General features: G+C 67.9%; 23 protein-coding genes and 1 pseudogene. 12 read left to right on the top strand and 12 right to left on the bottom strand.

Features of this window, described 5'->3' with window-relative positions:
• Nucleotides 1-79 precede the first annotated feature (79 nt).
• From OG734_RS13935 to OG734_RS13925, 3 genes are all read left to right on the top strand, one after another.
• Nucleotides 80-883, top strand: a complete 804-nt coding sequence (locus OG734_RS13935) for a nuclease-related domain-containing protein (RefSeq protein WP_330287810.1) — start codon at nucleotides 80-82, stop codon at nucleotides 881-883.
• Between the two features lie 238 nt (nucleotides 884-1,121).
• The gene (locus tag OG734_RS13930; protein WP_330287809.1) at nucleotides 1,122-2,711 is read left to right on the top strand and encodes an ISL3 family transposase; all 1,590 of its coding nucleotides are present in this window, start codon (nucleotides 1,122-1,124) and stop codon (nucleotides 2,709-2,711) included.
• A gap of 126 nt (nucleotides 2,712-2,837) precedes the next feature.
• On the top strand, nucleotides 2,838-3,485 hold the full coding sequence (locus OG734_RS13925) for a class I SAM-dependent DNA methyltransferase (RefSeq protein ID WP_330287808.1): 648 nt from the start codon (nucleotides 2,838-2,840) through the stop codon (nucleotides 3,483-3,485).
• A 25-nt stretch (nucleotides 3,486-3,510) separates the two neighbouring features.
• Here OG734_RS13925 and OG734_RS13920 read toward each other — a convergent pair whose 3' ends face one another.
• The gene (locus tag OG734_RS13920) at nucleotides 3,511-4,854 is read right to left on the bottom strand and encodes an IS630 family transposase (protein ID WP_330287807.1); all 1,344 of its coding nucleotides are present in this window, start codon (nucleotides 4,852-4,854) and stop codon (nucleotides 3,511-3,513) included.
• Between the two features lie 94 nt (nucleotides 4,855-4,948).
• Between OG734_RS13920 and OG734_RS13915 the strand changes: the two genes are divergently transcribed.
• Nucleotides 4,949-5,359, top strand: a complete 411-nt coding sequence (locus OG734_RS13915) for a DUF6924 domain-containing protein (protein ID WP_330287806.1) — start codon at nucleotides 4,949-4,951, stop codon at nucleotides 5,357-5,359.
• Between the two features lie 155 nt (nucleotides 5,360-5,514).
• On the opposite strand, the pseudogene OG734_RS13910 reads toward OG734_RS13915, so the two are convergent.
• The 3 genes and pseudogenes from OG734_RS13910 to OG734_RS13900 all read right to left on the bottom strand — a co-directional run.
• Nucleotides 5,515-5,820 (bottom strand): annotated as a pseudogene (locus tag OG734_RS13910) (helix-turn-helix domain-containing protein); the annotation flags it as partial.
• Nucleotides 5,821-6,026: 206 nt separating this feature from the next.
• Nucleotides 6,027-6,287 carry a hypothetical protein gene (locus tag OG734_RS13905; protein WP_330287805.1) on the bottom strand — a complete coding sequence of 87 codons (261 nt, stop codon included), beginning with the start codon at nucleotides 6,285-6,287 and terminating at the stop codon, nucleotides 6,027-6,029.
• Nucleotides 6,284-6,493, bottom strand: a complete 210-nt coding sequence (locus tag OG734_RS13900; RefSeq protein ID WP_330287804.1) for a hypothetical protein — start codon at nucleotides 6,491-6,493, stop codon at nucleotides 6,284-6,286. The genes OG734_RS13905 and OG734_RS13900 overlap by 4 nt, the downstream gene beginning before the upstream one ends.
• Before the next feature lie 487 nt (nucleotides 6,494-6,980).
• Here OG734_RS13900 and OG734_RS13895 point away from each other — a divergent pair, with 487 nt between their 5' ends.
• The gene (locus tag OG734_RS13895; RefSeq protein ID WP_330287803.1) at nucleotides 6,981-8,210 is read left to right on the top strand and encodes a helix-turn-helix transcriptional regulator; all 1,230 of its coding nucleotides are present in this window, start codon (nucleotides 6,981-6,983) and stop codon (nucleotides 8,208-8,210) included.
• On the opposite strand, the gene OG734_RS13890 is transcribed toward OG734_RS13895, so the two are convergent.
• Nucleotides 8,191-8,862: an HAD family hydrolase gene (locus OG734_RS13890; RefSeq protein WP_330287802.1), complete on the bottom strand. Its 672-nt coding sequence runs from the start codon at nucleotides 8,860-8,862 to the stop codon at nucleotides 8,191-8,193. The genes OG734_RS13895 and OG734_RS13890 overlap by 20 nt on opposite strands.
• Before the next feature lie 152 nt (nucleotides 8,863-9,014).
• Complete coding sequence (locus tag OG734_RS13885; RefSeq protein WP_330287801.1) at nucleotides 9,015-9,629, bottom strand: PadR family transcriptional regulator; 615 nt, start codon at nucleotides 9,627-9,629, stop codon at nucleotides 9,015-9,017.
• Nucleotides 9,630-9,736: 107 nt separating this feature from the next.
• On the opposite strand from OG734_RS13885, the gene OG734_RS13880 reads away from it, so the two are divergent.
• The gene (locus tag OG734_RS13880) at nucleotides 9,737-10,225 is read left to right on the top strand and encodes a hypothetical protein (RefSeq protein WP_330287800.1); all 489 of its coding nucleotides are present in this window, start codon (nucleotides 9,737-9,739) and stop codon (nucleotides 10,223-10,225) included.
• Entirely contained in the window at nucleotides 10,222-11,448 is a 1,227-nt protein-coding gene (locus OG734_RS13875) for an FAD-dependent oxidoreductase (protein WP_330287799.1), read from the top strand. The genes OG734_RS13880 and OG734_RS13875 overlap by 4 nt, the downstream gene beginning before the upstream one ends.
• 244 nt (nucleotides 11,449-11,692) lie before the next feature.
• Here OG734_RS13875 and OG734_RS13870 read toward each other — a convergent pair whose 3' ends face one another.
• The 3 genes from OG734_RS13870 to OG734_RS13860 all read right to left on the bottom strand — a co-directional run bounded on the left by OG734_RS13870 (nucleotide 11,693) and on the right by OG734_RS13860 (nucleotide 17,046).
• Complete coding sequence (locus OG734_RS13870; protein WP_330287798.1) at nucleotides 11,693-14,716, bottom strand: MGH1-like glycoside hydrolase domain-containing protein; 3,024 nt, start codon at nucleotides 14,714-14,716, stop codon at nucleotides 11,693-11,695.
• A gap of 144 nt (nucleotides 14,717-14,860) precedes the next feature.
• Complete coding sequence (gene ligD / locus OG734_RS13865; RefSeq protein ID WP_330287797.1) at nucleotides 14,861-15,724, bottom strand: non-homologous end-joining DNA ligase; 864 nt, start codon at nucleotides 15,722-15,724, stop codon at nucleotides 14,861-14,863.
• A gap of 107 nt (nucleotides 15,725-15,831) precedes the next feature.
• Nucleotides 15,832-17,046, bottom strand: a complete 1,215-nt coding sequence (locus OG734_RS13860; protein WP_330287796.1) for an RNA-guided endonuclease InsQ/TnpB family protein — start codon at nucleotides 17,044-17,046, stop codon at nucleotides 15,832-15,834.
• A gap of 50 nt (nucleotides 17,047-17,096) precedes the next feature.
• Here OG734_RS13860 and tnpA point away from each other — a divergent pair, with 50 nt between their 5' ends.
• The 3 genes from tnpA (at nucleotide 17,097) to OG734_RS13845 (ending at nucleotide 19,945) form a co-directional block, all read left to right on the top strand.
• Nucleotides 17,097-17,516, top strand: coding sequence for an IS200/IS605 family transposase (tnpA, locus tag OG734_RS13855; protein WP_330287795.1), 420 nt, complete (start codon nucleotides 17,097-17,099; stop codon nucleotides 17,514-17,516).
• A 429-nt stretch (nucleotides 17,517-17,945) separates the two neighbouring features.
• Nucleotides 17,946-18,611: an ArsR/SmtB family transcription factor gene (locus OG734_RS13850; protein WP_330287794.1), complete on the top strand. Its 666-nt coding sequence runs from the start codon at nucleotides 17,946-17,948 to the stop codon at nucleotides 18,609-18,611.
• Nucleotides 18,608-19,945, top strand: coding sequence for an MFS transporter (locus tag OG734_RS13845; RefSeq protein ID WP_330287793.1), 1,338 nt, complete (start codon nucleotides 18,608-18,610; stop codon nucleotides 19,943-19,945). Before OG734_RS13850 ends, OG734_RS13845 begins: the two co-directional genes overlap by 4 nt.
• Nucleotides 19,946-20,067: 122 nt before the next feature.
• Here OG734_RS13845 and ku read toward each other — a convergent pair whose 3' ends face one another.
• The gene (gene ku, locus OG734_RS13840; RefSeq protein WP_330287792.1) at nucleotides 20,068-21,114 is read right to left on the bottom strand and encodes a non-homologous end joining protein Ku; all 1,047 of its coding nucleotides are present in this window, start codon (nucleotides 21,112-21,114) and stop codon (nucleotides 20,068-20,070) included.
• Nucleotides 21,115-21,293: 179 nt separating this feature from the next.
• Between ku and OG734_RS13835 the strand changes: the two genes are divergently transcribed.
• A complete protein-coding gene (locus OG734_RS13835; RefSeq protein ID WP_330287791.1) occupies nucleotides 21,294-21,581 on the top strand; it encodes a hypothetical protein in 288 nt (95 codons plus the stop codon).
• Between the two features lie 89 nt (nucleotides 21,582-21,670).
• On the opposite strand, the gene OG734_RS13830 is transcribed toward OG734_RS13835, so the two are convergent.
• Together OG734_RS13830 and OG734_RS13825 are read right to left on the bottom strand one after the other, a co-directional pair.
• A complete protein-coding gene (locus OG734_RS13830; protein WP_330287790.1) occupies nucleotides 21,671-22,993 on the bottom strand; it encodes a beta-ketoacyl-[acyl-carrier-protein] synthase family protein in 1,323 nt (440 codons plus the stop codon).
• A 168-nt stretch (nucleotides 22,994-23,161) separates the two neighbouring features.
• Nucleotides 23,162-23,617: a MarR family winged helix-turn-helix transcriptional regulator gene (locus OG734_RS13825; protein WP_330287789.1), complete on the bottom strand. Its 456-nt coding sequence runs from the start codon at nucleotides 23,615-23,617 to the stop codon at nucleotides 23,162-23,164.
• Between the two features lie 129 nt (nucleotides 23,618-23,746).
• Between OG734_RS13825 and OG734_RS13820 the strand changes: the two genes are divergently transcribed.
• Nucleotides 23,747-25,219, top strand: a complete 1,473-nt coding sequence (locus OG734_RS13820; RefSeq protein WP_330287788.1) for an MFS transporter — start codon at nucleotides 23,747-23,749, stop codon at nucleotides 25,217-25,219.
• Nucleotides 25,220-25,474 lie beyond the last annotated feature (255 nt).

The raw sequence follows: 25,474 nt of genomic DNA, 5'->3' as shown, positions 1-25,474 counted from the left end.
CTCTACAAAGGTAACCGGGTTCTTGCCGTCGCAGCACCCCGCCTGTTCCCATGGTCGTGCGGGGAATGGGGTGAGGTGGATGAGCGGACTGCGCGTCGTACCGGCCTGGCGCCAAGGACACGACCGGTTGTACGTGTGCCTGACGGACGGGCGGAGCGTCGCCTGGTACGACCGTGAGTCGTCCCGGGTCAACCTGCTGAGCGACGACCTCAGAGGGGACGTACTGGAAGCCCTGGGACCGTTTCTGACGGGCCCGGTGACGGTGGGCCCGCCCCCGGTCCCCACTCCGGCGGAACTGGCCCGCCTCTCCCTCCATCCCGACGACGACCTGGCTCCGAACCGTCCCGGCGAGGCCCTCCAGATAGCCCTGGACCGCGACCCGGGCCCACCCCACCGCCTCCGCCCCGACCCCCGACGACGTGCCCTGACGGCCGAACAAGCGGTGGGCGACGCCCTGGAGGCGCTGGAGGGCGCGGGCTGGCACACCCTGCACTCGATCCCCCTCCCCGGCGGCGACCGGATCCACCACCTGGTGATCGGCCCGGGAGGGCTGTTCGCGGTGCACACCCTGTACGCCCGTAAGCAGCGGGTCCTGGTGGCCGACCCGATGGTCTCCCTGGGCCGCCGCGACCCCCGCCCACTGCTCCGCGGAGTCCGCTCGTACGCCGACCGGGCCGCGTACGCGCTGACAGCCGAGGTCCACCCCGTCCTGGCCCTGACGGACCCGGCCGACCTGAAGGTGACGGTGCCCCTGAGGGACGTCAGGGTCCTCCGGGACACGGATCTGTCGGGGCTGGCGCGGCTGGGAGGCCTACTGAAACCGGCGGATGTGGAGGCACTCCATGCGGTGGCTCGGGATCGGGGGACTTGGGGGCGGGTGTAGTGCCGTGACCGGATAGGTCGACCGTGTTGTGATCCCCCTGACATGGCACCAGAACAGACTTGCCTGACCACGAGGTGTCTGTAAGCACTTGTTTTGGGGTCTGGCCCAAGTTGTGTAAGCCGGCTACTCGTTGTAGCTGTTGATCTTTATGGCGGGGGTTCGGAAGTCGCCTTGATTTCGCTCCTCGTATGGCTGAGGTGCTCGACATTCGGTTGCCGTGAACGAAGATCCGTCTCCAGTGCAAGAGTTGTTGTTCCCGTCGAACACGAAGGTCGTGTTCACGTCCGCCGAGATGGACGGCGAAGCGATACGCGTCGAGGTGCGATGCACCGCAAGCGGCGCTTGTTGCCCGGCCTGCGGGGACTGGTCGGCTCAGATCCACGGCTCCTACCTGCGCTTCCCCGCGGACCTGGCCTGTGCCGGACGGCCGTGCGTACTGGTACTGCGAGTCCGCCGGTTCGTCTGCGCGAGCGCGGCATGCCCGCGGCGCACGTTCGTCGAACAGGTGCCGGGACTCACCAGGCGCCACGGCCGGGCCACCGAGCGTCTGCGGTCCACGATGAGCAAGGTCGGGCTGGCACTGGCCGGCCGGGCCGGCGCCCGCCTCGCCACACACCTGGGCATCGTCACCAGCCGCAATACGCTGCTGCGGCGGGTGATGGACCTCCCCGACCCGCCTGCGACCCGGCCGAGGGCGGTCGGGGTCGACGACTTCGCACTGCGCCGCGGGCACGTCTACGGAACCGTGGTGATCGACGCGGAGACGCACCGGGTCCTGGACCTGCTGCCCGAACGGGACGCCGCCACCCTCGCACCGTGGCTGGCCCGGCACCCGCAGATCGAGGTCATTTGCCGCGACCGCTCCGGGGCCTACGCCGACGCGGCTCACACCGCCGCACCACAGGCTCTGCAAGTCGCCGACCGCTTCCACCTGTGGCAGAACCTCGCCAACGCGGCCGAGAAGACGGTCGCCGCCCATCGCCCCTGCCTCCGTGACCTTCCCGTCCCGGCACCTCGGCCCGAACCTGAGTGGGAGACCACGGACGCGCCGGCCCCTGAGGACGACGAGCCGTCCGGAAAGTTCGCCGAACGCGCCCGGGTGCATCACGCGCTCGTCCACGACCTGCTCGCCCAGGGACTGGGGCTCCGGGAGATCGCCCGGCACCTGAGCTGGGGACGGCATACCGTCCAGCGGTACGCCCGCGCCGCCCGCTGGCAGGACATGGTCAAGGGCCGAAAGCGCCAACAGCCCAGCAAACTCGACCCGTTCAAGCCCTACCTGACGCAACGCTGGGCCGAAACCGAAGGGAAGGTGACCATCCTCGATCTCCACCGCGAGATCACAGCCCGAGGCTTCCGCGGTCACTACTCCACCGTCCAGCTGTGGGTCCGCAAGGCCCTGCCCGCGTCGAACGGCACCCCGCCGGCGCCGGCCGCGCCGTCGATCCGCCAGGTCACCGGCTGGCTCACCCGGCACCCCGCAACCCTCACCGAAGAAGAGAAGATCCGCAGGAAGACGGTCCTGGACCAGTGCCCGGAGCTGGAGACGACCGCCCATCTGGTCGGCTCGTTCGCCGAGATGCTCACCACGCTCGACGGCGGCCGGCTCACCGACTGGATCACCGACGCCATGACCGCCGGCCTCCCCGGCGTCAGCACCTTCGCCGTCGGCCTGGAAGCCGACTTCGACGCAGTGACCGCCGGACTGACCACCGACTGGAACTCGGGCCCAGTGGAAGGGGCAGTGAACCGGATCAAGATGCTCAAGAGGCAGATGTTCGGCCGAGCAGGCTTCCCGCTCCTCCGGAAACGCGTCCTCCTCGCGTGACCCTGCGTAGTCGGCCCACACAACTTGGGCCAGACCCCCAAAGAAGTGCTTACAAACAAACACCACGAGGCGAGTTGCGTCGCTCCGGGCGCTGCCCGTGTCAGTGGCACCCACTACATTCCCGGAATGGTCGAACTGGACTCCCTCCCCGCCACCCGCGACGCCTACGACGCCGTCGCAACGCGCTACGCGCAGCACTTCGCCGACACTCTGCGCGACCGGCCGCTGGAGCGTGCGCTGCTCGCCGCGTTCGCCGAGTCGGTGCGCGCTGGTGGGGAAGGCGAGGTCGCGGATCTGGGCTGCGGACCCGGGCATATCACCGCTCACCTACGGCGGTTGGGACTGCGTGCCTTCGGTGTCGATGCGTCGCCCGCGATGATCGGGCTGGCCCAGGAGGCCAACCCGGAGCTGCGGTTCGAGGTGGGCTCGATGGCGGCGCTCGACATCGCGGACGGCGCGCTGGGCGGGGTGCTTTCGCGATCCTCGATCATCCACATCCCACCGCAGGACCTCCCGACCGTGGTCGCGGAGTTCGCCCGGGTCCTGGCCCCTGGCGGTCACCTGCTGATCAGCTGCTTCGCCACCGACGACTCCGCGATCCCCACGCAGTCTTTCGACCACTCGGTGATGACGGCCTATCGCTGGTCGCCCGACCGCCTGGCGGGGCTGCTGCGTGATGTCGGCGTGAGCGAGATCGCCCGGGTGCTGTGCGAGCCGAAGCCCACCGACAAGCGGCAATTCCAGGAGCTGCAATTGCTGGCGGCCAAGAACTAGTGTGATGCGCCAGAAGTCTTGAGGGTTAGTTCTTCTCTGTTTTCTGGTTGTCGGTTCCGACCTTGGTGAGGTAGTCGGCGAGGGAGTTGAGGATCTCGTCGGCGGTCTTGGTCCAGGTGAAGGGCCGTGGGTTCTCGTTCCAGGTGTCGATCCACGCGGCGATGTCGTCCTCCAGGGCCTTCACGGACGTGTGGACGCCCCGACGGATGAGCTTGTCGGTCAACAGGCCGAACCACCGCTCGACTTGGTTCATCCAGGAGGAGCCGGTCGGGGTGAAGTGGACGTGGAAACGGGGGTGCCTGCCCAGCCACGTCTTGATGTCGGCGGTGTTGTGCGTGGCGTAGTTGTCGCACACGAGGTGGACGTCGAGGCCGGCGGGCACCGCCTTGTCGATCGTGACCAGGAACTTCTTGAACTCGATCGCCCGGTGGCGGCGGTGCAGTGCCGATATGACGGTGCCGTCGGCGATGTTGAAGGCCGCGAACAGGCTGGTGATGCCATGCCGGTAGTAGTCATGGGTACGCCGCTCGGGCATGCCCGGCATCATCGGCAGCACCGGCTGCGAGCGGTCCAGCGCCTGGATCTGGGACTTCTCGTCGACGCACAGCACCACAGCTTTCTCAGGCGGGTGGTGGTACAGGCCGACGACGTCGACAACCTTGGCGACGAACTGCGGGTCGGTGGAGAGTTTGAAGGAGTCCTGGAGGTGCGGCTTGAGGTCGAAGCGCTTCCAGATCCGCCCGATGGTGGATTTCGACAGGCCCGTGCGCTGGGCCATCGAGGCCCTTGACCAGTGCGTGTCCTTGCCCGGAGTGGACTCCAGGGTCGCCACGATGACGTCCTCGACCTGATCGAGCAGGATCGAGGGCGGCCGGCCCACCCGGGGCTCGTCGGACAGGCCGTCGAGGCGCTTGACGATGAACCTCGCACGCCAGCGTTCCACCGTCGACTCGTCAACACCCAGGTCGATCGCGGCCTGCCGGTTCGTCCCGCCCTCTGCACAGCGCAGCACGATCCTTGCGCGCAACGCCAGATACTGGGCCGTCTTCGCCCGCCTCGCCCACCGGATGAGCTGATCCCGCTCAGCCTCAGTCAGGACCAGGTCGGCCTTCGGTCGGCCGATACGAGCGGCATCCTCAAGCCCGGCCAGCCGCTCAGCGGCGAACTTCCCGCGCCACTTCCTCACCGTCGACACCGTCACGCCGACCTCTGCTGCCACACGCGCATTCGGCGCACCGTCCGCGCACGCCAGCACAATGCGCGCCCGCTCCACAAAACGTGGCGCCACCACCCCACTGACCCAACGGGACAACTCCGCGCGCTCCTCAGCGGACAGAGTGACTTCAACAGCACGAGGACCCGGCGACATACAAACAGGCTAGCGACTTAGCCCCGATATTTCTGGCGCATCACACTAGTGCTGCCACCAGAATGGTTCACCGGCTTGGCGGTACTGTCCGCGCATGAAGCAGCTCCCCTGCACTTTGGAAGCCCTTGTTGTGCGCACTGACTTCTCGGCGGACGGTGCCTGGGACGCTCTTCGGGCGGCAGTGTATTCGCCCAGCAAGGACGGCTTCTTGGCCAACGTCGCGCTCGTCGATGACCGGAGGTACGAGGGCTTGACGCCTGACCAGGCCATCGACCTGATCCATCCCTCGTACCGGCATCCCCTTCTTGTGCTGGCGGACTCCGCAGCTGTCACCTCGGCCGAACTGCCGCTCCTTGTGGTGGACCTGCGGGGTGATCGTGGGTGTTGTATCCGCGTTGTGGCAGCCGAGCTGTGGAGCATTGAGAACAGCCTCTCGGGCGCGAACATGGAATTCGAGGAGTTCGCCGGTTCCGTCGACGACGACGGTGTCTTCCGGGGCTTCTGAGTCACTGGCCGTCAGACTGCGGCGGCGAGGGGGCGTCCGCCCCAGTGGATGCCCTGCTCGCCGCGGATGCGGGCGCGTTCCCTGCGCTGGGCGGCGAGTACGTCGGGGTGGCGGGCGTTGGCGTTGCGCCAGCGCGGGTAGCGGTGCAGGGCCAGGGTGGTGGCCGTCTGTATGACGAAGTCCTCGTCGTCAGGGCTGAGTTGGCGGGGACGGCCTCCCGCCCACAGAGGGTCCAGACAGGCCAGGCCGATCTTGTTGAAGCGGTGGATCACATCGCGGACGGTGTCCTCGTCGGCCTGGACGAGCTGGGCGATCAGCGGGACGCGGTTTCCGCCGGCCGAGGCCAGCATCATCATCGCCCCTCGATAGCGCACCGAGCTGGTACTGCCCCGGCGCACGATCTGCTGCAGTTTCTGCCCTTCCTGATCGGTCAGTCGGCGCACCCGCACAAGCTCGGCCACCACACCTCCAGCGGTTGGAACGAACGTCACCATCCAGCCGCTCCAAAGGCCCACCCGGCGAACCAATGTGGTCAGAGCACTACTAGGTGGCGGTTCTGGGCGCTTGCATTGCGCGTGGTGGCCCGTCCCGTCGCCAGGGTGCGCTCGCGCTGATGGCCGCCCATTCCGTCGTACCTCGGAACGGCGGCCATCGGGAGGCGTACGTCCTACGCGCGGCCCATGATGTGCGAGGTGCCGGGTGACGTCTGGACGGGGCTGCGGCAGTCCAGTGCGGACGGTGGTGCCGGTTGGCCGTCGAGGGCGCGGCACAGGGCGGCGTGGAGGTGCTCGGCCTCGGCGGGGGTGAGGGTCAGGGTCGTGTCGGTGGGCTGGTCGCCGGTGCGGGTCAGACGGAGAGGGAGGGCGAAGCGGTTGTCTTCGGTGCGGTGGAGGGGGCGGCCGGGGGTGCGCTCGACCTTCCAGGTCATGACGGCTGCCCCTTCTCCTCGGGGTGCGCGATCCGCGAGAGGCGGTACGTACCCCATAGCTCCCGCCCGTCCTCGCAGCCGTCCCGCGCGCTGGTCACCCGCTTGCAGGTGTCGCACTTGCGGGCGTGCTCGAACCAGAGGCGGTAGGCGCGCAGCATGGTGTCTTCGACCTGCTGAGCGGCCGCCCTGACTTTCCCCGTGCTCATCGGCCAGCTCCGTTCAACTGCTGTCGAAGCGCCGTCTGTTGTGACCCCGTAGGCAGCAGCACGTAGGCGCGAACGAGCCCATCAGCATGCGACTGTGCCTCGAAGGGAGGTGGAATGGTGGGGGACTCCGCCTGCGGCGCCCTGCGGCGTCGGGCTCCGGCGAGGATGGCTTCCCACATCTGGGGTGATGGGTAACGGGGTGCCGGGTGCTGGACGACCTTCGGTAAGAGGCCCGTACGGGCGGACTTGTTGGGTGTGCGTGGTCCCGAGAACCAGGCTCTTACCCGTTTGAGGGTCTGGGCTGCGTAGCGCACGTTGCGACCTGTGGTCATGGCGTTAATGGTGGCCGCGTCAAGTCCCCATAACGAGGACTTCTAAAGGGCTTTGCGTTGCCGCTAAAGGGACTTCTGGTGACCTTTTCGAGTGAAGGCTGACATGGAGGAGGGCTCACTGTGACACTGTCGGCAGTGCTCTAGGAGGTGGAACAGTGGCCCGGTCCGCAGGAAACACCCGTCTGAAGTCGGCCCGACTGGCCGCGGGGTACACGTCACAGCAGGCACTTGCCGACGCTCTCGGCGTGGGAGTACGGCAGGTGCGGCGCTGGGAGTCGCCGAACCCGCCGTGGCCGCAACCGGACGTGCAGCAGGCGCTCACCCGTACGCTCGGCCAGGACCTTGAATCGCTGGGATTCACGCCACCGGACGGTGTGGCCGTGAACAGAGGGCATCGCACTGTGCTTGCCGCGACGCCCGTGGCAGCCAGTCTTGCCACGATCCCTACGCAGGTCGTGGCCCCTCTCCAGCCCGCCACCGTCGCAGCGGACTATGCGGTGGTGACGCGGTCGCACCGTCGCCTCTATTGGTCGGTTGCTCCGGCCACGCTGCACCCGCCAGTGCTTGCGCACGCGACCCTCGGGTGTGCGCTTCTGCCGGAGACGGCGGGGCAGACGCGTACGGCCGTTGCGGCTGCGCTTGCCGAGACCTTCATGCTTGCCGGCCGGATCGAGTTCTTCGACTTGCGTGAGCCGGAGCGCGCCGCGCAGACACTGCTTCGCGCGCTGCAAGCAGCAGCCGAAGCAGATGCGCCGCTGCTCGGCTCGGCGATTCTCGCCCACACCGCGTTCATCCCGGGGCGGGACGGTCGCCGGGACGAGGCTGCCGAGCGTATGACTGCAGCCCGAACCTACGCGCGCCGTGGCCCCGCCTCCGCAGAGCTCCTGGCGTGGCTCGACGCAGTGGAGGCCGAATGCGAGACCCGGTGCGGCAACTCCCGCACCGCACTGCATCTGATCGGGCACGCCGAAGATGTCTTGGCCTCGGGCTCTGAGCACGCATCGCCCGAATGGCTGGACTGGTTCAGCCCCGCACGGCTGGCCGCCTTCAAGGGCAACACGCAGCTCACGGCAGGGCACTTGCCACAAGCCCGCGAAACGCTGCTCGGCGTCCTCGACGCACTCAGCTCCGGCGAGGAGAAGCAGACAACCGTCATCCTGGGCGACCTGGCCGCCGTCGAGGCCGCGGCCAACGACCCCGAGGCCGCGTGCCGATATGCGCTGCGGGCGCTCGATCAGCTGGAACGTACCTGGTATGCGATGGGCATGGACAGGGTGCGCGAGGTGCGGCGGGCGTTGGTGCCGCACCAGCACAAGCGGTGCGTACGGGAGTTGGACGACCGGCTGTACGGCTGGTCGACGACGGTCAGCGCGCTGGCTCGCTGATGCTGTTGAAGTCCCGGATCAATGCGGGCAGTTCACGCAGACTTTCGATCCTGAACGTCGGCAGCTTCTCCGCCTCCTCGGTCCGCCACTGGATCGTTGCCCAAGGCCCGCGATGCACCAACGCGGTGTGCATGCCCGCCGCGACCGCCGGGCGCAGGTCGTTGTCGACCCGATCGCCGACGTACAGGATCTCGTCGTCTGTGAACGGGACGACTTCGGCGACGCGGCGGAAGAAGGCGGGGTCCGGTTTGCTTGCGCCCCAGTCGTCCGACGTCCCGATCAGATCGACGTCGTCGCTGAAAAGTTCCCGGAGGATTCTCCCGGCCCGGACCGTCTGGTTGCCCGCGATGCCCAGCCACAGCCCGTCGGCCCGGAGTTGAGCGAGCGCGGGTCGTACGTCGTCATAAAGATCCGCTTCGTCGAACGCTTCGGGATGTCCGGCGGCGGCACGCTTCCCGCGCTCCTCCTCCAGATCGAAACCAGGCCGGAACTCCTGGAAGGTCTCCCGGTAGTCACGACCTTGGGCGATGACCGCACCGAACACGGCTGCGAAGGTGTGGCGGGGCACCTGGAGCCAGTCGGCCCAAGTGCCGTACTCCCTGGTCTCGTCCACGAGACACTCGCCGACGTCGAAGACCACTGCGCGAATCATGAGAGCCAGCCTATCCAGGGCTTTACAGGGTCCTCACTTGCTTCGATTCGGTGCATGGACAGGAGCGCGATGAGCACCCGGCGTTCGTACTCCGCAAGGCCTCTGGCGAGTGCGGCCGCCGGAGGGCTGCCGGAGCTGTAGCGGGAGTGGGTTCACTCCTGTGTCGGCCCCGCCGCGAAAGCGTCCAGCTGCTCCTTCGACCACGAGAGCCTGCCCGCCCGCAGGTCTTCGACCACCGCGCGCACCCACTCCAGCTCCGCGGCCGTCATGGCCCGCAGGTACTCGGTCTCCAGGCGGGTGATGCGCGGTAGCCCCTGCTCCGCCTCAGCGGCCAAGGACGCTTCCAACGCGTCGAGCTGCTCCGCGAGGGCGTCGACCCGCCGCTCCAGTACGTCCGCCATCTCGGCGGACGTGAGCAGCAGAAGATTCGAGAGGGCGGCCGGGAACTCCGGGAACTCCTCCTTGGGCGCGGCGAGCATCGTCTCCAGCCAGGCGCGGGCGGTCTCGCGCCCCGCGTCGGTGACCTCGTACACGGTCCGCTCGGGGTACTGCTGATCGCGCCCGGTCTCGCGGACCGCGATCAGCCCGTCGCCATTGAGTCGCTCGATCGTGCGGTAGAGGCCCGCACGCTGCCTGACGTTGACGACCCGCTCCTTGCCCCAGTCCTTGACCAGCCGCTGGATGCCGTACGGATGCAGCGGCTGGTAGTGCAGCAGGGCCAGGACGGTCAGGGCGAGGGGCGAGCTGCGGGGAGCAGATGGGGTCATGGGCTTCACTCTAGGACTTTAGCCTCAGGTGAACTAGTTGACGAGATACTAGTTTCAATGTGACTATGAATCGTCAGTGCGACACCGCACAGAGAGGAACCATCGAGATGCCTGAGATATCCGAAGCGTCCTTCACCGAGCGCATCCACTCCGACCACGACCTCGTCAAGCACCTCGGCGACTGGACCGAGGCCGGCCGCTTCGAGGTCAAGGCCCGCCATGGCGCCGCCGTCCTCGACCTGCGTTCCCCCGGCCTCCCCGACGACGTCGAGATCCACCTCGACATGGACCGGGCGATGGTCAAACTGCTCGTCGACGACGGCACCGCCGTCGACCACTGGAACCTGAGGTGGACCGCCCGCGGCAAGATCAAGGACTCCCGGTCCTCAGCCACGGGGTCCATGGGCGCCAAGACGGCCGGCCGCCGCATCCACTTGTCCGGATCGGCGACGAACAGCGAGATCCGCATCCACCGCGGCGGCATCGCGATCCTGTCGGCGATGTTCTCCCGCGCGTATGTCCAGGATGTGCGGCACGCCCACAGGACCGGCGGCGTACCGACGATCGACGACCCGACCAGGGGCCACCAGTCATGACCCGCATGAGCAAAGCCCGCACCGCGCTGGTCATCGGCGGCGGCATCGCCGGCCCGGTCGCCGCGATGGCGCTCCAGCGTGCGGGTATCGAGGCCGCTGTCTACGAGGCGTACGACACCACCGCCGACGGGGCCGGCGGCGGCATGACCATCGCCCCGAACGGTCAGGACGCCCTCGACGCGATCGGCGCGGGCGACCTCGTCCGCGCCATCGGCACCCCGGTCACCGCCATGGGCCTACGGAGCTGGACGGGCAAGGACCTCGCGCGGTTCGCCCCGCCCGCCCGCCTTCCGGTCCCGCAGTTCGTCTGGCGCGCCGATCTCTACCGGGCGATCTACGACGAGGCAGAGCGCCGCTCCGTTCCCATCCACCACGGCAAGCGGCTGACCGGTACGACGGACACTGGCTCCGGTATCACCGCGCACTTCGCGGACGGTACCCGGGCGAGCGCCGACGTCCTGATCGGCGCCGACGGCATCCGCTCCACGGTCCGCTCGCTGATCGACCCGGCCGCACCATGGCCGAACTACGCCGGCCTGGTGTGCTTCGGAGCACGGCTGGACCCGTCAGCGACGCCCTCCATGCCCTCCATGCCCTCCACCGACGGTGTCATGTACCTGTGCTTCGGCAAGCGCGCGTTCTTCGGGTACCAGGTCTTCGACGACTCCTCGGCGGTGTGGTTCGTGAACCTGCCCCACCGCGCCCCGATGACCGTCGCGGAGGCTCAGGCGATCGGCGCGGAGGAGTGGATGCGCACCCTGCGGACCGCCTTTGCCGACGACCGCACCCCGGCCCTCGAAATGATCAGCCGTACCGACGCCGGCCAACTCCTCATCACCGGCCCGATGGAGAACATGCCGAGCGTCGCGAACTGGACCCACGGCCGCATGACCCTGATCGGCGACGCGGCCCACGCCGCCTCGTCCAGCTCCGGACAGGGCGCCTCCATCGCCGCCGAAAGCGCTGTCGAACTGGCCCGCTGTATGCGGGACCTGCCCTACGACCAGGCTTTCGCGGCGTACGAGCGACTGCGCCGGCCCCGCGTCGAACGGATCATCAAGCTCGGCGCCCGCACGAACAGCAACAAGACCGCGGGTCCGGTCGGCCGCGCCCTGCGTGACCTCGTGATGCCGATGGCCATGAAGCTGATCAACCCGGAGAAGATGGCCTGGCAGTTCGACCACCACATCGACTGGGACGCGAAGTCAGCCCCGCTCACCTGAACTCCAGCCGTCCGCCGTCCGCCGTCCGCCGTCCGTCGCAGGCCGCTCCCGTAGCCAGAGCGCCACGTCGCAGCTGAGACACCCGCCGACGTCGAAGACCACTGCGCGAATCCATGAGAGCCGCCCCAGCCATGGCTCGACAGGGGTCTGATGTGTCCGGAGTCGAGGTAAGGGAGACATGACGCCGTCCGGAACGGGCCCGGTCGAGCCCGTTCCGGACGGTGGTGGTCCGTCGGTTACGCGGTCACGAGTTGAACGGAGTGGCGCCGTCATCGGTGACGAGTCGCCACAGATGGTCGGCAGTACCGGTGTCGTCCCACTGCAGAGCCTGAGCGCCGGACGACGTGGACATCCCGTCGATCCCCAGAACCATGCCGCTGTTCTTGTTGATGATCTTGCAGTAGCCGCCCCCGGCGTCCACCACGGACCAGAGGTGGTCGGCGGTGAGGGTGTCGCCCCACTGCAGTGCGGTGGCACCGGCGGTCTTGGAGGCGCCGTTGATGCCGAGTACCTGGCCGCTGTTGGAGTTGAAGATCTTGTAGTAGCCGTTCTCGGCGGGAACGATCTTCCACTTGTGGTTCGCGGAGGTGGTGGCCGTCTGCTGCTGGATCGCGCCTCCGGGGGCGATCGAGGAGCCGGCGACACCGAGCTCCAGGTTGCTGTTCTTGTTGATGATCTTGACGTCCGGTGTCTCCGGGTACCAGGACTCCAGCTCGGTGACACCGACGAACTTGCCCGCCTGCGGGGTGAAGACGACCCGGAACTGGGAGGTCGTGATCGTCGGGAAGGTCACCTCGTTGGAGTTGTCGGCTCTTGGCGTGGCCGGGCTCTTGACCTGGCCGGGGACGGACACCCACGAGCCGTTGTTGAGGTACTGGACGGTGTAGCTCGCCGGGACGCGGATGTTCGCGCCGTCGTCGTACGTGTAGAACTTCACCTCGTTGATCTTGCGCGGTGCGCCGAAGTCGACGCCGAGGTGATCGCTGCTGTTCGGCGAGCCGGAGTTGGTCCACCGGTCGTCGGGGATCTTGTCGTACCGGATCCAGCCGTCGGTGGCCCGCAGCGGGGCGTCGAAGGTGTTGGGCTTGCAGGTCTGGCCGCTGTGGCAGTGCGGGCCGTTGGAGACGGTGTTGGTGTAGGAGGCGAAGGCCTTCGGGAAGGGCTGGGTGACGGTTCGGCCCAGCCAGTCCTGCTCGGCGGTCAGCGGGTTGGCAGCCACGTTCATCAGCCGCTGCTGCGGCGCCGGCGTGACGGGAGCGGCCACGTTGACGGTGGTGTTGCCGATGGTCGAGGACTGGTGGATGCGCTGGCCGTCCTGGAAGACCTGCAGGCCGCTGCCCTTGCCGTAGTGCGAGCCGTCCCGGTCCCAGCGGATCGAGAGGGTGTGTCCGTGGTACGGCACGTTCTCCACCGCGAACCAGTCCCAGCCGGACGGGATCAGCGGCTTCAGTACCAGCGTGTTGTCGGCCTGGGGCTTGATGCCCAGCAGACCGGAGAGCACGAGGTCGTTGAAGCTGGAGTGGTTGTAGTTCTCGCTGAAGTTGAATCCGTCGTAGATCCAGTCACCGGTGTCACCGTTGGCGGCCTCGGCGATGTAGGGCTTGCCGTCCTTGTGCTGGAGTTTGGCGAACTGGCTCAGCATGGACTGGTAGTTCTGCTTGGTGACGTAGCTCTGCGCCGGGTAGTCCTGGAGCAGGTTCGCCATGCCGGTGAGGATCTGGCTGGTCTGGAACGGCCAGCTCGGGCCGTTCCAGTGGCAGCAGTTGGCGTCGTCGCGCTGCTGGGAGGCCGGGATCGCCTGGTAGTTGAAGTAGGGGTTCGTCGCGATCCGGTCGATCTCGGCGAAGCCCGTCCCCTTGGTGAACTTCAGCGTGTTGGCCCCCGCCTTCATCGGGACCTGCACGGTGACGGACTTCGACTCCGAGAACTGCCCCCAGCTGCCGGTGGGGGCGTAGCTGACGGTGAGCGGGTTGGCGGTGTCGCCGTTCACGACGACATTGTGGGTCGAGGTGCTGGTGGTGCCGTTGGCGTAGTGGACGGTCACCGGGTACGTGCCGTTGCCGGGTGCGTTCACGGTGAAGGTGACGTCGCTGTCGGCGAAGTCGATCTGGCCGATGTACTTGCCGTTGGATGCCGTCGACGAGTCGTGGACGTTCGCATGAGTGACGGCGGCCTGCTCGGCCTCGTAGTCGTGCACCCGCTCCAGCGTCGTGGGCCCGAACGCCGCTCCGAACCGCTTCGGGTCCGTCAGGTACTTCCACGCCGTCGAGTACTGCGCGTCGGGCAGGTTGAACGCCCAGGGGGCGAAGCCCATCGCCTCACGCCAGGTCGTCCTTGTTTGCTTCAGGGTGCCGTTGGTGTTGTTCGTGTTGTAGACCTGCATGAAGAACTGGCGCTGCGGGTCCCAGAGCGAGTTCTGCACCCCGGCCTTGAGTGAGGCGGCCTTGTCGCTGTACTCGGTCGCGGTCGCGGAGTCCCCGGTCATGGTGGCGATCTTGCTGATCGCCTGGGCGGCGCCGAACATGTACGCGTTGATGGTGGGCCGGTAGCCGGGGCCGCCGCCGAACCAGTCGCTGCTGTGCATCGACGTCTCGGTGTACTCCGTGGCGTCGGACAGCGGGGTCTGGTGGTACAGGTCGCTGGTCGAGGCGGTGCCGTTCACCGTGATGTCGTTGGTGAAGTTGGAGTCCCACTTCTTGTACAGCGCGACGAGGTGCGGGAGATCGGCCTTGATCTCGGCCGCGTCACCGGTGACGAGGTAGCGCTGGTATGCGGCGCTCGTGATCCACTCACTGAAGTTCCGCGCCCCGGAGTTGCCCGCGCCGCGCAGCCAGAAGTCCAGGTAGTCACCGGCGTAGTCCTGGTTGCGCAGCCAGCGCCCGTCCAGGAGGTGGTAGCCGGTGGCGTCCGGCAGTGCGGTGTACGGGTTCCCGGCGTAGCCGATCGGCACGTCGTACTCGGTCGACACGTACCCCGTGCCCGGCACGGTGTAGCGGAGCGCCCGCTTGTAGGTGCTCCACCGGTAGTAGTAGACATCGTCGATGTCGTTGTCCGGGGTGTCCAGGAACGGGATGTTGTCCTTGTACCACTGCGGCTCGTCGAGCTGGTTGGCGGCGAGGATCGCGTCCTTGTCCAGTGCCACCGCGTTGGGATCGTCGGCCGCCTGGGCGGGACCTGCCCCCGGCCCTCCGACCAGCAGGGCTGTCGCCAGAATCGAACTGGACAGGGCGGCCGCCACGCGGTTGCCGCGTCTGGGTTGGTAGCGCATAGGGGGTGTCCTCCATTGGGCACGCATCCGAACCGTTCGAAATATCGAACCTTGTTCGAAATCCTGCGAGACCGTAGTGACACGCCGGAATCAATGTCAATAGAGGTGGCGATGTGGACCTTCTGGGGTTTCCGGTCGAGCCGGTCAAGCTCCCAGCAGGGGCGACAGCAGATCCCCGTACGACCGCAGCCTGGGCGCGATGTCCTCGGCCCGGAACGCGAGCTGGGCCGGGTTCGTGCACCCCGCCACCTCCTCCCATGTCACCGGGGTGGACACCGTCGGTTCCGTGCGCGCCCGGAGTGTGTATGGCGTCGCCGTGGTTTTCCGGGCCGCGTTCTGGCTGTAGTCGACGAAGACCTTTCCTGGGCGCAGGCTGCGGGTCATGCGGTGGACGACCAGGTGGGGGAGGGTGCGTTCCGCCTCGACCGCCAGTTCCTTCGCGTAGGCCGTGATCTCGCGGGACGGAGTCCGGTTCGCCGGCGCTGCCAGGAGGTGCAGGCCCTTCGAGCCGGACGTTTTCGCGTACGCCTCGATGCCGTCCGCCGCCAGCCGCTCCCGTAGCCAGAGCGCCACCTCGCAGCACTCGACGATCGTCGCCGGATGGCCGGGGTCCAGGTCCATGACCAGGCGGTCGGCCTCACCCGGGGCGCCGATCAGCCACTGGGGGGTGTGGAACTCGGTGACCAGGTTCGCCGCCCACATCAGCGAGGGCAGATCCTGGATCAGGACCATGCGTGCCGGGCCCTCCGAGCGTGGAACCTGCGCCGTCCTCACCCAGTCGGGCGTACCCGGTGGCACGTTCTTGGCGAAGAAGACCTGGCCGTCCGGGCCGTCCGGGTAGCGGAGGAAGGAGAGCGGGCGGTCGTGGAGGTGGGGGAGGAGGGCGTTTGCCGTGGTGGCGTAGTAGTGGAGCAGCTCCCCCTTGGTGAAGCCTGTCGCCGGGTGGATCACCTTCTCCAGATTGGAGAGGGCCACCCTTCGCCCCTCCACCTCCGTGATCGGCGTCATACGATGAGAATCCCATGAAAGTGGGGCAAAGCCACCCTGTTTGTTCTGTTCCTTCCCCTCGTGCGATCCATGTGACTCCTCCCCGTCCTGAAGGACGGGGCTTCCCGCTATGCCGGGTTGGCGTTGCGGCGGACCAGCCCGGCCCGTAGAACGTTGGTGGCTGCCACGGTGTCGGCGTGTGCGTGGTGGCCGCAGGCGAGGCAGTGGAACTTTTCCTGGGTGGGCCGGTTCTCCTTCGCGGTGTGCCCGCATTCGGGGCAGGTGCGGGAGGTGTTGCGGGGGTTCACGGCGATCACTTCCCGTCCGGCGCTTTCAGCCTTGGCGTGCAGGATCGTCAGGAACACCCCCCAGCCGGCATCGTTGATCGAACGGTTGAGTCCGGCCTTCGCCGCTGCTCCGTTGGGCAGGAACAGGCCTGCCCGGTCGGGGTCGGGCCTGGGTGTGGGGGCCTTGCTCATGTTGCGGATCTTGAGGTCTTCGTGCGCGATGAAGTCGTGTGCGCGGACCAGGCCGAGGGCCGTCTTGTGTGCGTGGTCGAGGCGCTGGCGCCGGACCTTGCCGTGCAGCTGGGCAACTTTGTCCACGGCCCGCTGGTGGTTGGCGGTGCGGTCCTTGGCCTTGCGGCGCGGGAACCGGGACAGGGCCTGCTGCGAGGCTTCGAGCTTCTGGGCCGCGCGGCGGCCGTGGCGCGGGTTGGGGACGAACTCGCCGTTCGAGTCGGCGAGGAAGTTCGCGATGCCCAGGTCGATGCCGACCACGCTGCCGGTCGCGGGCAGCGGTGCGGGCTGGTCCTGCTCGGCGGTGAGCACGACGAACCACTTGCGGCCCTCGCGCTTGACGGAAACGGTCTTGACCCGGCCGGTCACCGGGCGATGCTGGTTGACCTTGACGTGGCCGACGCCTTGGAGGCGGACACGGGTGACGGGGTCGTGCGGGGTGGAGTTGAACCGGCAGCCGTCCCCGTCCTTGGGGAAGTCCACCGTGTCGAACCAGTTCACCCCACGAAAACGCGGATAGCCGAGCGTGTCACCGGACTTGACCCGGCGGAAGAACGCGGCGAACGCCTTGTCGAGACGGCGCAGGGTGGCCTGCTGCGAGCTGAAGGACCAGCGGCCCTGACGCTCCGGGTCGAACGCCCGGATGTCCTTGAGCTGCCCGGACTGCATGCCGTACTTGACGCTGGTCTTCGACGGGTGCCGCCAGGCGTCACGGCGTTCCTGCAGGGCCGCGTTGTAGAGGGAGCAATGATCCCGCAGCATCTCGCCGAGTGCCTGGGCCTGGCGGACGGTGGGCCGCAGGAGGAACTTGTATGCACGGATCATCCAGCCCACCCCCTCCGGTCGAGTTCGCTCGATCTTACTACACTTGGTGTATGTCACCGCGCTGGGAACCAGATCCCGATGTCCGAAGAGGAAATCATGTCGTTTTCAACCTCCACGCGCACTTGGTGTTTGTCACGAAGTACCGGCGTGAGGTCTTCAACGACGAGATGCTGACGCGCTGCGAGGAGATCATGCGGGACGTGTGCCAGTCCTTCGAGGCCGAACTGCGGGAGTTCAACGGCGAAGGCGATCACGTCCACCTGCTCGTGCACTACCCGCCGAAAATCGCCCTGTCCAAGCTCGTCAACAGCCTCAAGGGCGTCAGCTCCCGCTACCTGCGCGCGGAGTACACGGGCCGGATCGGTACGGGATCCGTCTTCTGGTCCCCGTCGTATTTCGCGGGATCCTGCGGCGGCGCACCACTGAGCACCGTCAAGGACTACATCGACAACCAGAAGCGACCGACCTGAGCGTCACCCCACAGACGCAGAGAACTCCGGCGCTACGCGACGGTAGATCCACGTCGAGGACGGTGGTTCTCTGGGGGTGTGAGGCGTTCTGTTAGGCGAGTGCGTGGTCAAGCCGCAGGCAGAGGAAGGTTTTCTGAGCGCGAGGTTCTGCGACAGTTGTGATGGATCTCGTGGGTGCCCCCAGTTGGGGTGCCAGGAACGGTGTCACCAGCCGCGAACGGCGGATTACTCAGCCGACTTCGAATGTCGGGGTAGCGCGGATGTGGCCGTGGCCTCCGCGAGTGTGCCTCGACCACCCTTCAGTTCAGGCGCGTACCTGTGGATCGTGTTCCTGCTGGCGGCCAGGAGCTTCACAATGGAGCTGAACCGCAAAGGATTCTTCGCGAAGGTCTCTTTGCGAAGAACCCTTTGCGGACTACCGTGTGTCGCATGGCTGATGCAGTGGAGAGGCCGGATGGCCCGAACGTTGAAGAGGACTCGGTTGTCCTGGATGCCAAGGGGCTGCGTGCCCTGGCGCATCCGGTGCGCGTGCAGTTGGTCGGGCTGCTGCGGAAGTACGGTCCGTCGACGGCCACCCGCCTCGCGGAGCGGCTGGGTGTGAATTCCGGTACGGCCAGCTACCACCTCCGGCAGCTCGGCGCGGCCGGTTTCGTCGAGGAGGACACCGAACGCGGCAACGCGCGAGAGCGCTGGTGGCGGTCGGTGCACCGGACTACCTGGTTCAACGATCCGGAGCTGGCCGAGCGGGAGCCCGAGGCCGCACTGGCCTACCAGCAGTCCGTCGCCGCCATCTACACCCTGCGCACGCAGCAGACTCTGAACGAGCTTCAGACGATGCCCCGCGCATGGCGCAACACCTTCGACATGAGCGACTGGGCCTTGCGGCTCACGCCCGAGGAAGCCGCCGCCCTGTACCGGGAGTTGACGGAAGTCATCGCGCGCTACCGGCGAGACGCGCCGGAGACGGCGGCAAGTGCCCCCGAGGGAGCCGAGCGGGTCGCCGTGATCACGCAGATCCTGCCCGAACTGGATGCGCCTGCCGCGTCGTCGTTCCCTTCCGACCCTCAGGAAGAGGAAGGAAGCCCGACGTCATGACCGACGACGCCTCGGAGGCCGGCGTCATACCCGGCAAGAGGTCCTTACGGCCGCTGGGCGGGGTGCTGACGGCCATGGCCGTGTCGCTGACCGGCACGCGGATCTCCGTTGTGGCACTGCCCTGGTTCGTCCTCGTCACCACCGGCAGCGCCACCCAGACCGGACTGGTCGCCTTCTGTGAGATGACTCCCTACGTGGTGGTCAAGGCGTTCACCGGACCGCTGGTGGACCGGATCGGCCCGCGGGCTGTTTCCTGGACCACCGATCTGGCCAGCGCGACCGCTGCCGCCGCGGTTCCCCTGCTCCACGCTTTGGACCTGCTCTCCTTTCCCCTTCTGCTGGTTCTGGTCGCGCTGATCGGCGCGGCCCGGGGACCCGGCGACCTGGCCAAGGAGGTAATGGTCCCGGAAGCAGCTGAGCGCGGCCGGGTGCCACTGGAGCGCGCCACCGGTCTGGCCGGTGTGATCGAGCGGCTCGCCTCTACCGTCGGCCTGGCGGTCGGCGGATCCCTGGTGGCGCTGATCGGTCCCCTGACCGGACTCGCCGTCAACGCGGGCTGCTTCGCCCTCGGATCGGTGATCATCAGACTCGCGCTGCCTCGTGGCATGGGGCACGCGGCCGAGGAAGCCCCCTCGAAGACCGGGGGAACGGGACCGGGTTATTGGCGGCGGTTCGGCGAGGGCTTCACCTTCCTGCGCGGCGAGCCGCTGCTGCTCACCTTCATCGTCATGGTCGGCATCACCAACCTGCTGGACGCGGCGTTCACCTCGGTGCTCGTACCCGTCTGGGCCAGGGAGTCCGGCAACGGGCCGACTGCGATCGGCCTGATGGGCAGCGTGATGGGGGCTGCGGCGGTCGGCGGGAGCCTGATCGCCGCGGTGGTCGCGCACCGGCTGCGGCGGCGGGTGGTGGTTCTCACCGGGTTCCTGCTGGCTGGGGCACCGAGGTTCCTGATCCTCGCCTTCGATGCCCCGCTGGGGGTGGTATTGGCCGTCTTTGCGGTCAGTGGGTTCGGTGCCGGCTTCGTCAACCCAGTGATGGGGGCCGTCCTCGTCGAGCGGGTGCCGCGCCGGATGCTGGGCCGGGTCAACGCGCTCGGTGACTCGCTGGCCTGGGCCGGTATCCCTCTCGGCGGGCTGATCGCCGGGGCGGCGGTGACCGCTGTCGGACTCGTGCCGGTGCTGCTCACCTGCGGCGCCGGCTACTTCCTCACCACGAATCTGGCTGGACTGCGGCCGGAATGGCGCGAGATAGACCGTACGCGTGGGCGGGGCGTCCTGAAAGCGCGCGCCAAGGAAGACATCTCACAAAATAGTACAAATATGGCGAAATGATGTTTACGGGAGGGAGGTAGACCCTTTGGTTTCCTTCTCTCCGACCGCTCAGATAACTGCTCTTGTCTGACATTCCGTCTCCGCTTTCCCATCGAGCAGGACGGTTCCCTGGCGCGCCGATTTCAGGAGGCTCGTGCTTTGCGCCGACCGCTCTTGCCGGTGAGAGCTTTGATCAACTCCTCGCGGGTCATTGATGATCGACCGGGGATGTCGGCTTCGGATGCGCGCTGGTAGAGCTCGGCCTTGGTCAGCCCTTCCAGCCCTGAAATCTTCGAGGACTTCCCTGCTCTTCCTGGCGTACGGCCGGCGCGTTGTTCGGCCGCTCTCTTCAGCCGTGCCGGTGGACGGCCACCCGCGGCTTCGGGTGCTTCTTCTTCGCCGTTCTTCCTCGTGGTTTTGGCCTGCTCGACGCTGGCCCGCAGCGCGTCCATCAGGTCGATGACATTGGTGGAGCGCGGCGGCGGCTCGCCCTTCTCCACCGTCTGACCGGTGCGCTTGGCCTCCACGAGTTGGAGCACCTTCTCCTGGTAGGTGTCGTGGTACTCCTCCGGATTCCACTCGATGCTCAGCGCCTCGACCAGATGCACCGCCGTCTGTAGCTCCTTGTCAGAGACCTTCGTCTCCTCCGGAAGACTCCCGATCTCCCGGTGAGGGTCGCGGACCTCGTCCGCCCAGTGCATGGTGTGCATCGCCAGGACATCACCCTCGGCCTTCACTGCGACCAGATACTCGTGGTTGCGCATGACGACGGTCGCTATACCGACCTTGTTCGCCTGGGCCAGGGCGCTGTGGAGCAGGGCGTAGACCTTGGCGTACTCCTTGCCCTTGGGTGCCAGGTAGTAGGTCTTGTCGAAGAAGACCGGCTCGACCTGGTCCAGGTCGACGAACCCGGTGATCTCCAGCGACTTGGACTGGCCAGGGGCGATCTCGTCCAGTTCGCCCGGCTCGACGACTACGTACTCGTCCCCCATGTCGAAGCCCTTGATGATCTCCTCCATCGGGACTTCCTCGCCGGTGCGCTCGTTGACTCGCTTGTTGCGCACTCGGTCGGACGTTCCGCGTTGGAGCTGGTTGAAACGGATCGTGTGGCTTTCCGTCGCCGTGAACAGCTGCACTGGCAGGGCGACGAGCCCGAATGAGAGAGCACCGCTCCAGACCGCTCGGGCCATGGCCTTCCCACCTCCTGTATTTCCATGGCACCTCCCCTGGCCGCTGATCGCATCCCGGCATGCGCCACCTGGACGGTTCGGAGGAACAGGTGCGGTCAGCGGTGGGTCTGGTTGAGGGTTCGGGTCAGTTCTCGGTTGGCGGCACGTGCGGCCTGTAGTTCCTCGGTGCGGTCTTCGAGTTGGCCTTGGAGTTCCACCACTCGCTGTTCGAGGGTGGTGATCTGCCGCTGGAGGTGGTCGATGTCGGTGGGCGCTCCGAGGCCGGAGTCGCGCCAGGCCTGTTCACCGAGCTGTTGGGAGAGCCGGTTCTCCAGTTGCCGGACGCGGCCGTGAGCCGGGCGTTGCGTTCCAGGGCGTTCGCCAGGTCGGCTTGCAGGGAGGTCCTGCTGACCTGGGTGTGTCCTTCGCCGGACGGCGGCGCCGTTGCCGCGGTGTGGATGAGTTGCAGCAGGTCGCGGTGGCGGTAGACCTGTATCCCTGCGGAAATGACCGCAGCCCACGCAGCGGAATCGGACGGGACAGTCGCGTCGGCGTGACCTCTTCCCCCCTCCCCTCCCTACGTCACCCGCCGTAACGCCAGTACCGCGTTGTGGCCGCCGAATCCGAAGGAGTTGCTGAGGGCCAGATCCCCGTGGTCCGGCAGCGGGCGCGGGCCACCCCTCACCACGTCCAGGTCGATCGCCTCGTCCTGTTCCCCCGCCGCGCAGCCGATCGTCGGCGGGATCGTGCCGTGGTGCAGGGTCAGGGCCGTGGCCACCGCCTCCACTCCGCCCGCGGCGCCCTGAAGGTGTCCGAGGTGGCCCTTCAGGGCCGTGACGGGGACACGGGGTGTGCCCACCGTGCCCAGTACCGTCCGCAGCGCGTTCGCCTCCGCCAGGTCGCCGTCGATCGTGGCCGTGGCATGGGCGTTGATGTGGACCACGTCGGCGGGGCGGCCCCCGGCGTCCCGCAGGGCGCGGCGCAGGGCCAGGGCCACTCCGGTGCCTGAGGGGTCCGGCGCCGCCATGTGGTGGGCGTCGGCCGACAGGCCCCAGCCGGCTGCCTCGCAGTAGATGCGGGCGCCCCTCGCCCGTGCGTGTTCCTCGGACTCCAGGAGCAGGAAACCGGCGCCCTCGCCGTTGACGAAACCGTCGCGGTCCCTGGCGAAGGGGCGGGACGGCAAGTCCGCGGCGGGGCGCGTCGACAGGGCGCGCATCGCGGCGAACGACGCCATGATCGCCGGGGTGACGACAGCCTCGGCGCCTCCCGCGAGGGCGACGTCGACATGGCCGTACCGTATGCGGTCGATCGCCTGCCCGATCGCCTCCGTGCCCGACGCGCAGGCGCTGGTCACCGTGCGGGCCTCGCCCGTGATGTGCAGTGCCAGGGAGATCTGGGACGCCGTCTGCGACGGCACCGTCATGGGGGTGGTGAGCGGCGAGACCGTCCGGGGGCCCTTCTCGCGCAGTCTGCGGTCGCCGCCGACGAGGACCGACGCGTCGCCCAGGATCGCGCCCACCGACACCCCTACGCGCTCGGGGGCCAGGCCGCTCGCCACCGTGCCCGACCCGTCGAAGCCCGCGTCCCGCCAGGCCTCCCGCGCCGCCAGTACGCCGAACTGCGCGGCCCGGTTCATCCGGCGGGCCTGGGAGCGGGGGAACAGGCCGGCCGGGTCCACGGGGACCGTGCCCGCCACGCGGACGGGCAGGCCGGTGAACTCCTCGCCCGTCAACTCCCTTATCCCGCACCGGCCTTCGAGGAGGCCCTGCCAGAGGTCGGGGACTCCGACGCCGAGCGGGGTGACAGCGCCCAGGCCGGTGACGACGACCCGGCGGGCGACGACGACCCGGCGGGTGCCGGGGTGGCTGAAAGGTCCGGGGACGTCCGGCTCGGAACGCATGGCGAGGCTGCCTCCCGGAGTGCGGCGCGGGACGGTCGGCGCACCTCAACTCTGCCCATGCCAGGGGCAATTCATGCCGGGATGGTTCACGCTTCAAGCGTTAACGTGCGTTCACTACTTGCATGTGGGACTTGCGCGCGGGGTCTGCGCGCAGGGCCGGCCGGCCCCTCAGTCCCGCGGCCACGGCCGTCCGTCCAGCCGCTCCACATCACGGTTGAGGCGGCTCAGTTGGGCGGCGAAGTCCGCGACCTCCTCGGCCGTCCAGTCGTCCAGCACCTTGGCCAGGCCCTCCAGGTTCTCCGCGCGGTTGGCGGCCAGGCGGCGCTCGCCCTCCTCCGTCATCGCGAACTTTCGGGCCATACCGCCGTCGGGGTCGGGGATGCGTTCGACGATTCCGGCCCGGAGCATCGAGGCGGTCTGCCGGTTGAGCGTGGACGCGTCCAGGCCGAAGGCGGCGCTGAGCTGGCCGATGGACATCGGCCCCTCCACCTGGATACGGCCGAGCAGGATGTAGGCGCTGCGGTCGAGCCGCCACACGGCACCCCGCGCCGTCGGGGAGAGCAGGTGCATGTGCCGGCCGAGGAGCATCATCTCGAACTCGATCAGATCAACGGGTTTGTCCATGCGGCTACTTCCTTCGGCTCCTGAACGGGCCTTCCCCTCGGCGGGCCCTCCCTCAAGTTAGTGCGTTCCCCCGCAATATGTATGATGCACTTCTCGTGCATAATGCACATCTCTCCGAGGGAGCGCCAAGTGGACAGTCCCAAGCCCGACGCCGGCTCCGGCAGGGTTGTCGGCATCCTCGCCTTCGCCGGCATCGTGGCCGCGATCACGCAGACCCTTGTGGTCCCGCTGATCGGGGAACTGCCGAGCCTGCTCGACACCTCCGCCTCGAACGCCTCCTGGGTGGTCACCGCCACCCTGCTGGCCGCAGCGGTCGTAACCCCGGTCGCCGGTCGGCTCGGCGACATGTACGGCAAGAAACGCATGCTGCTCGTCTCGCTCGTGCCGCTCATCCTGGGCTCCGTCGTCTGCGCGCTGTCCTCCTCGGTGCTCCCGATGATCGCCGGGCGCGGACTCCAGGGCATGGGTATGGGCGTCGTACCCCTGGGCATCAGCCTGCTGCGTGACGTCGTACCGGCGGAGAAGCTCGGCTCGTCCATCGCGGTCATGAGCGCCTCCATGGGGGTCGGCGGCGCGCTCGGGCTGCCGTTCTCCGCGGCGATCGCCGAGAACGCCAGCTGGCGGGTGCTGTTCTGGGTCGTGGCCGCGCTGGCCCTCGCCGTCGCCACGCTGATCGCCCTCTTCGTGCCCGACGGGCGCGAGAACACCGCCGCCGGGCGCTTCGACGTGCTCGGCGCGATCGGGCTCGGCACCGCCCTGATCTGCCTCCTCCTCGCCGTGTCGAAGGGTGCCGACTGGGGCTGGGGCAGCGGCACCACCCTCGGGCTGTTCGCCGTCGCCGTGGTCGTGCTGCTGGCCTGGGGCTGGTGGGAGCTGCGCAACACCGAACCGCTGGTCGACCTGCGTGTGACCGCTCGTCCGCAGGTGCTGATGACCAACGCGGCCTCGATCCTCGTCGGGTTCGCGATGTACGCCCAGGCCCTGGTCATCCCCCAGCTGATGCAGCTGCCCAAGGAGACCGGTTACGGCCTCGGCGAGTCCATGCTGGCCATGGGGCTGTGGATGGCCCCGGCCGGTCTGATGATGATGGTCATGTCGCCGCTCGGCGCCATGCTCTCCGCCAAGTCCGGCCCCAGGATCACGCTCTCCGTCGGCAGCCTGGTCATCGCCATCGGGTACGGCATCTCCCTGCCGCTCGTCGGCTCCGGCTCCACCTGGGGTCTGCTCGCGGTGACCATCGTCTGCAATACGGGTGTCGGCTTCGCCTACGGCGCCATGCCGGCGCTCATCATGGGCGCGGTCCCGCAGTCCGAGACCGCCTCCGCCAACAGCTTCAACACCCTGATGCGTTCGATCGGCAGCTCGGTCTCGGCCGCCGTCATCGGCGTCGTCCTGGCCCAGATGACCACCGACTTCGGCGCCTTCGCGCTGCCCTCCGAGGCCGGTTTCCGGTCCGCCATGATGATCGGCTGCGCCGTGGGCCTCGCGGCCTCGATCGTCGCCTTCCTCATCCCGGTCCGCCCGGTGGAAGCCCCTGCGGCGGCCGAGGCGGCTCCGGAGGCACTCGCTGCCGAGGAGATGTCCGAGGCGTCCGAGGCCTGACACGGCCAACCGGCCCTCGCAACGAGCCGATCTCCCCGGGTTTCCGCCGGGGAGATCGGCTCGTTCTGTCGTGTCCTGCCTCTTGTTCGGGGAGGGGGCATGGAATTAGATGGTCTGTCAGTGTCGCCGGGCAGGCGCCTTTGGCCGTCCCGAACGGGCCTCTCAGGCATGCCCGGATTCGGCCGCCGCGATGCGGACATGAAGAATTTACAAGGTTCCCTTCGCCCGCCCACCGTGTTTCCCAGGCGTGAGGCG

It is taken from the genome of Streptomyces sp. NBC_00576 (genome assembly GCF_036345175.1).
Classification (GTDB): Bacteria; Actinomycetota; Actinomycetes; order Streptomycetales; family Streptomycetaceae; genus Streptomyces.
The sequence above is the reverse complement of the archived record's forward strand: the minus strand, read 5'-3'. Positions and strand labels throughout refer to the sequence as shown.

What these genes read in the sequence shown, in the direction of transcription:
- OG734_RS13935 (WP_330287810.1), top strand. Translation starts at nt 80, where the DNA reads ATGAGCGGACTGCGCGTCGTACCGGCCTGGCGCCAAGGACACGACCGG.
- OG734_RS13925 (WP_330287808.1), top strand. Translation starts at nt 2,838, where the DNA reads ATGGTCGAACTGGACTCCCTCCCCGCCACCCGCGACGCCTACGACGCC.
- OG734_RS13920 (WP_330287807.1), bottom strand. Translation starts at nt 4,854, where the DNA reads ATGTCGCCGGGTCCTCGTGCTGTTGAAGTCACTCTGTCCGCTGAGGAG.
- OG734_RS13915 (WP_330287806.1), top strand. Translation starts at nt 4,949, where the DNA reads ATGAAGCAGCTCCCCTGCACTTTGGAAGCCCTTGTTGTGCGCACTGAC.
- OG734_RS13905 (WP_330287805.1), bottom strand. Translation starts at nt 6,287, where the DNA reads ATGACCTGGAAGGTCGAGCGCACCCCCGGCCGCCCCCTCCACCGCACC.
- OG734_RS13900 (WP_330287804.1), bottom strand. Translation starts at nt 6,493, where the DNA reads ATGAGCACGGGGAAAGTCAGGGCGGCCGCTCAGCAGGTCGAAGACACC.
- OG734_RS13890 (WP_330287802.1), bottom strand. Translation starts at nt 8,862, where the DNA reads ATGATTCGCGCAGTGGTCTTCGACGTCGGCGAGTGTCTCGTGGACGAG.
- OG734_RS13885 (WP_330287801.1), bottom strand. Translation starts at nt 9,629, where the DNA reads ATGACCCCATCTGCTCCCCGCAGCTCGCCCCTCGCCCTGACCGTCCTG.
- OG734_RS13880 (WP_330287800.1), top strand. Translation starts at nt 9,737, where the DNA reads ATGCCTGAGATATCCGAAGCGTCCTTCACCGAGCGCATCCACTCCGAC.
- OG734_RS13875 (WP_330287799.1), top strand. Translation starts at nt 10,222, where the DNA reads ATGACCCGCATGAGCAAAGCCCGCACCGCGCTGGTCATCGGCGGCGGC.
- OG734_RS13870 (WP_330287798.1), bottom strand. Translation starts at nt 14,716, where the DNA reads ATGCGCTACCAACCCAGACGCGGCAACCGCGTGGCGGCCGCCCTGTCC.
- ligD (WP_330287797.1), bottom strand. Translation starts at nt 15,724, where the DNA reads ATGACGCCGATCACGGAGGTGGAGGGGCGAAGGGTGGCCCTCTCCAAT.
- OG734_RS13860 (WP_330287796.1), bottom strand. Translation starts at nt 17,046, where the DNA reads ATGATCCGTGCATACAAGTTCCTCCTGCGGCCCACCGTCCGCCAGGCC.
- tnpA (WP_330287795.1), top strand. Translation starts at nt 17,097, where the DNA reads ATGTCACCGCGCTGGGAACCAGATCCCGATGTCCGAAGAGGAAATCAT.
- OG734_RS13850 (WP_330287794.1), top strand. Translation starts at nt 17,946, where the DNA reads ATGGCTGATGCAGTGGAGAGGCCGGATGGCCCGAACGTTGAAGAGGAC.
- OG734_RS13845 (WP_330287793.1), top strand. Translation starts at nt 18,608, where the DNA reads ATGACCGACGACGCCTCGGAGGCCGGCGTCATACCCGGCAAGAGGTCC.
- ku (WP_330287792.1), bottom strand. Translation starts at nt 21,114, where the DNA reads ATGGCCCGAGCGGTCTGGAGCGGTGCTCTCTCATTCGGGCTCGTCGCC.
- OG734_RS13830 (WP_330287790.1), bottom strand. Translation starts at nt 22,993, where the DNA reads ATGCGTTCCGAGCCGGACGTCCCCGGACCTTTCAGCCACCCCGGCACC.
- OG734_RS13825 (WP_330287789.1), bottom strand. Translation starts at nt 23,617, where the DNA reads ATGGACAAACCCGTTGATCTGATCGAGTTCGAGATGATGCTCCTCGGC.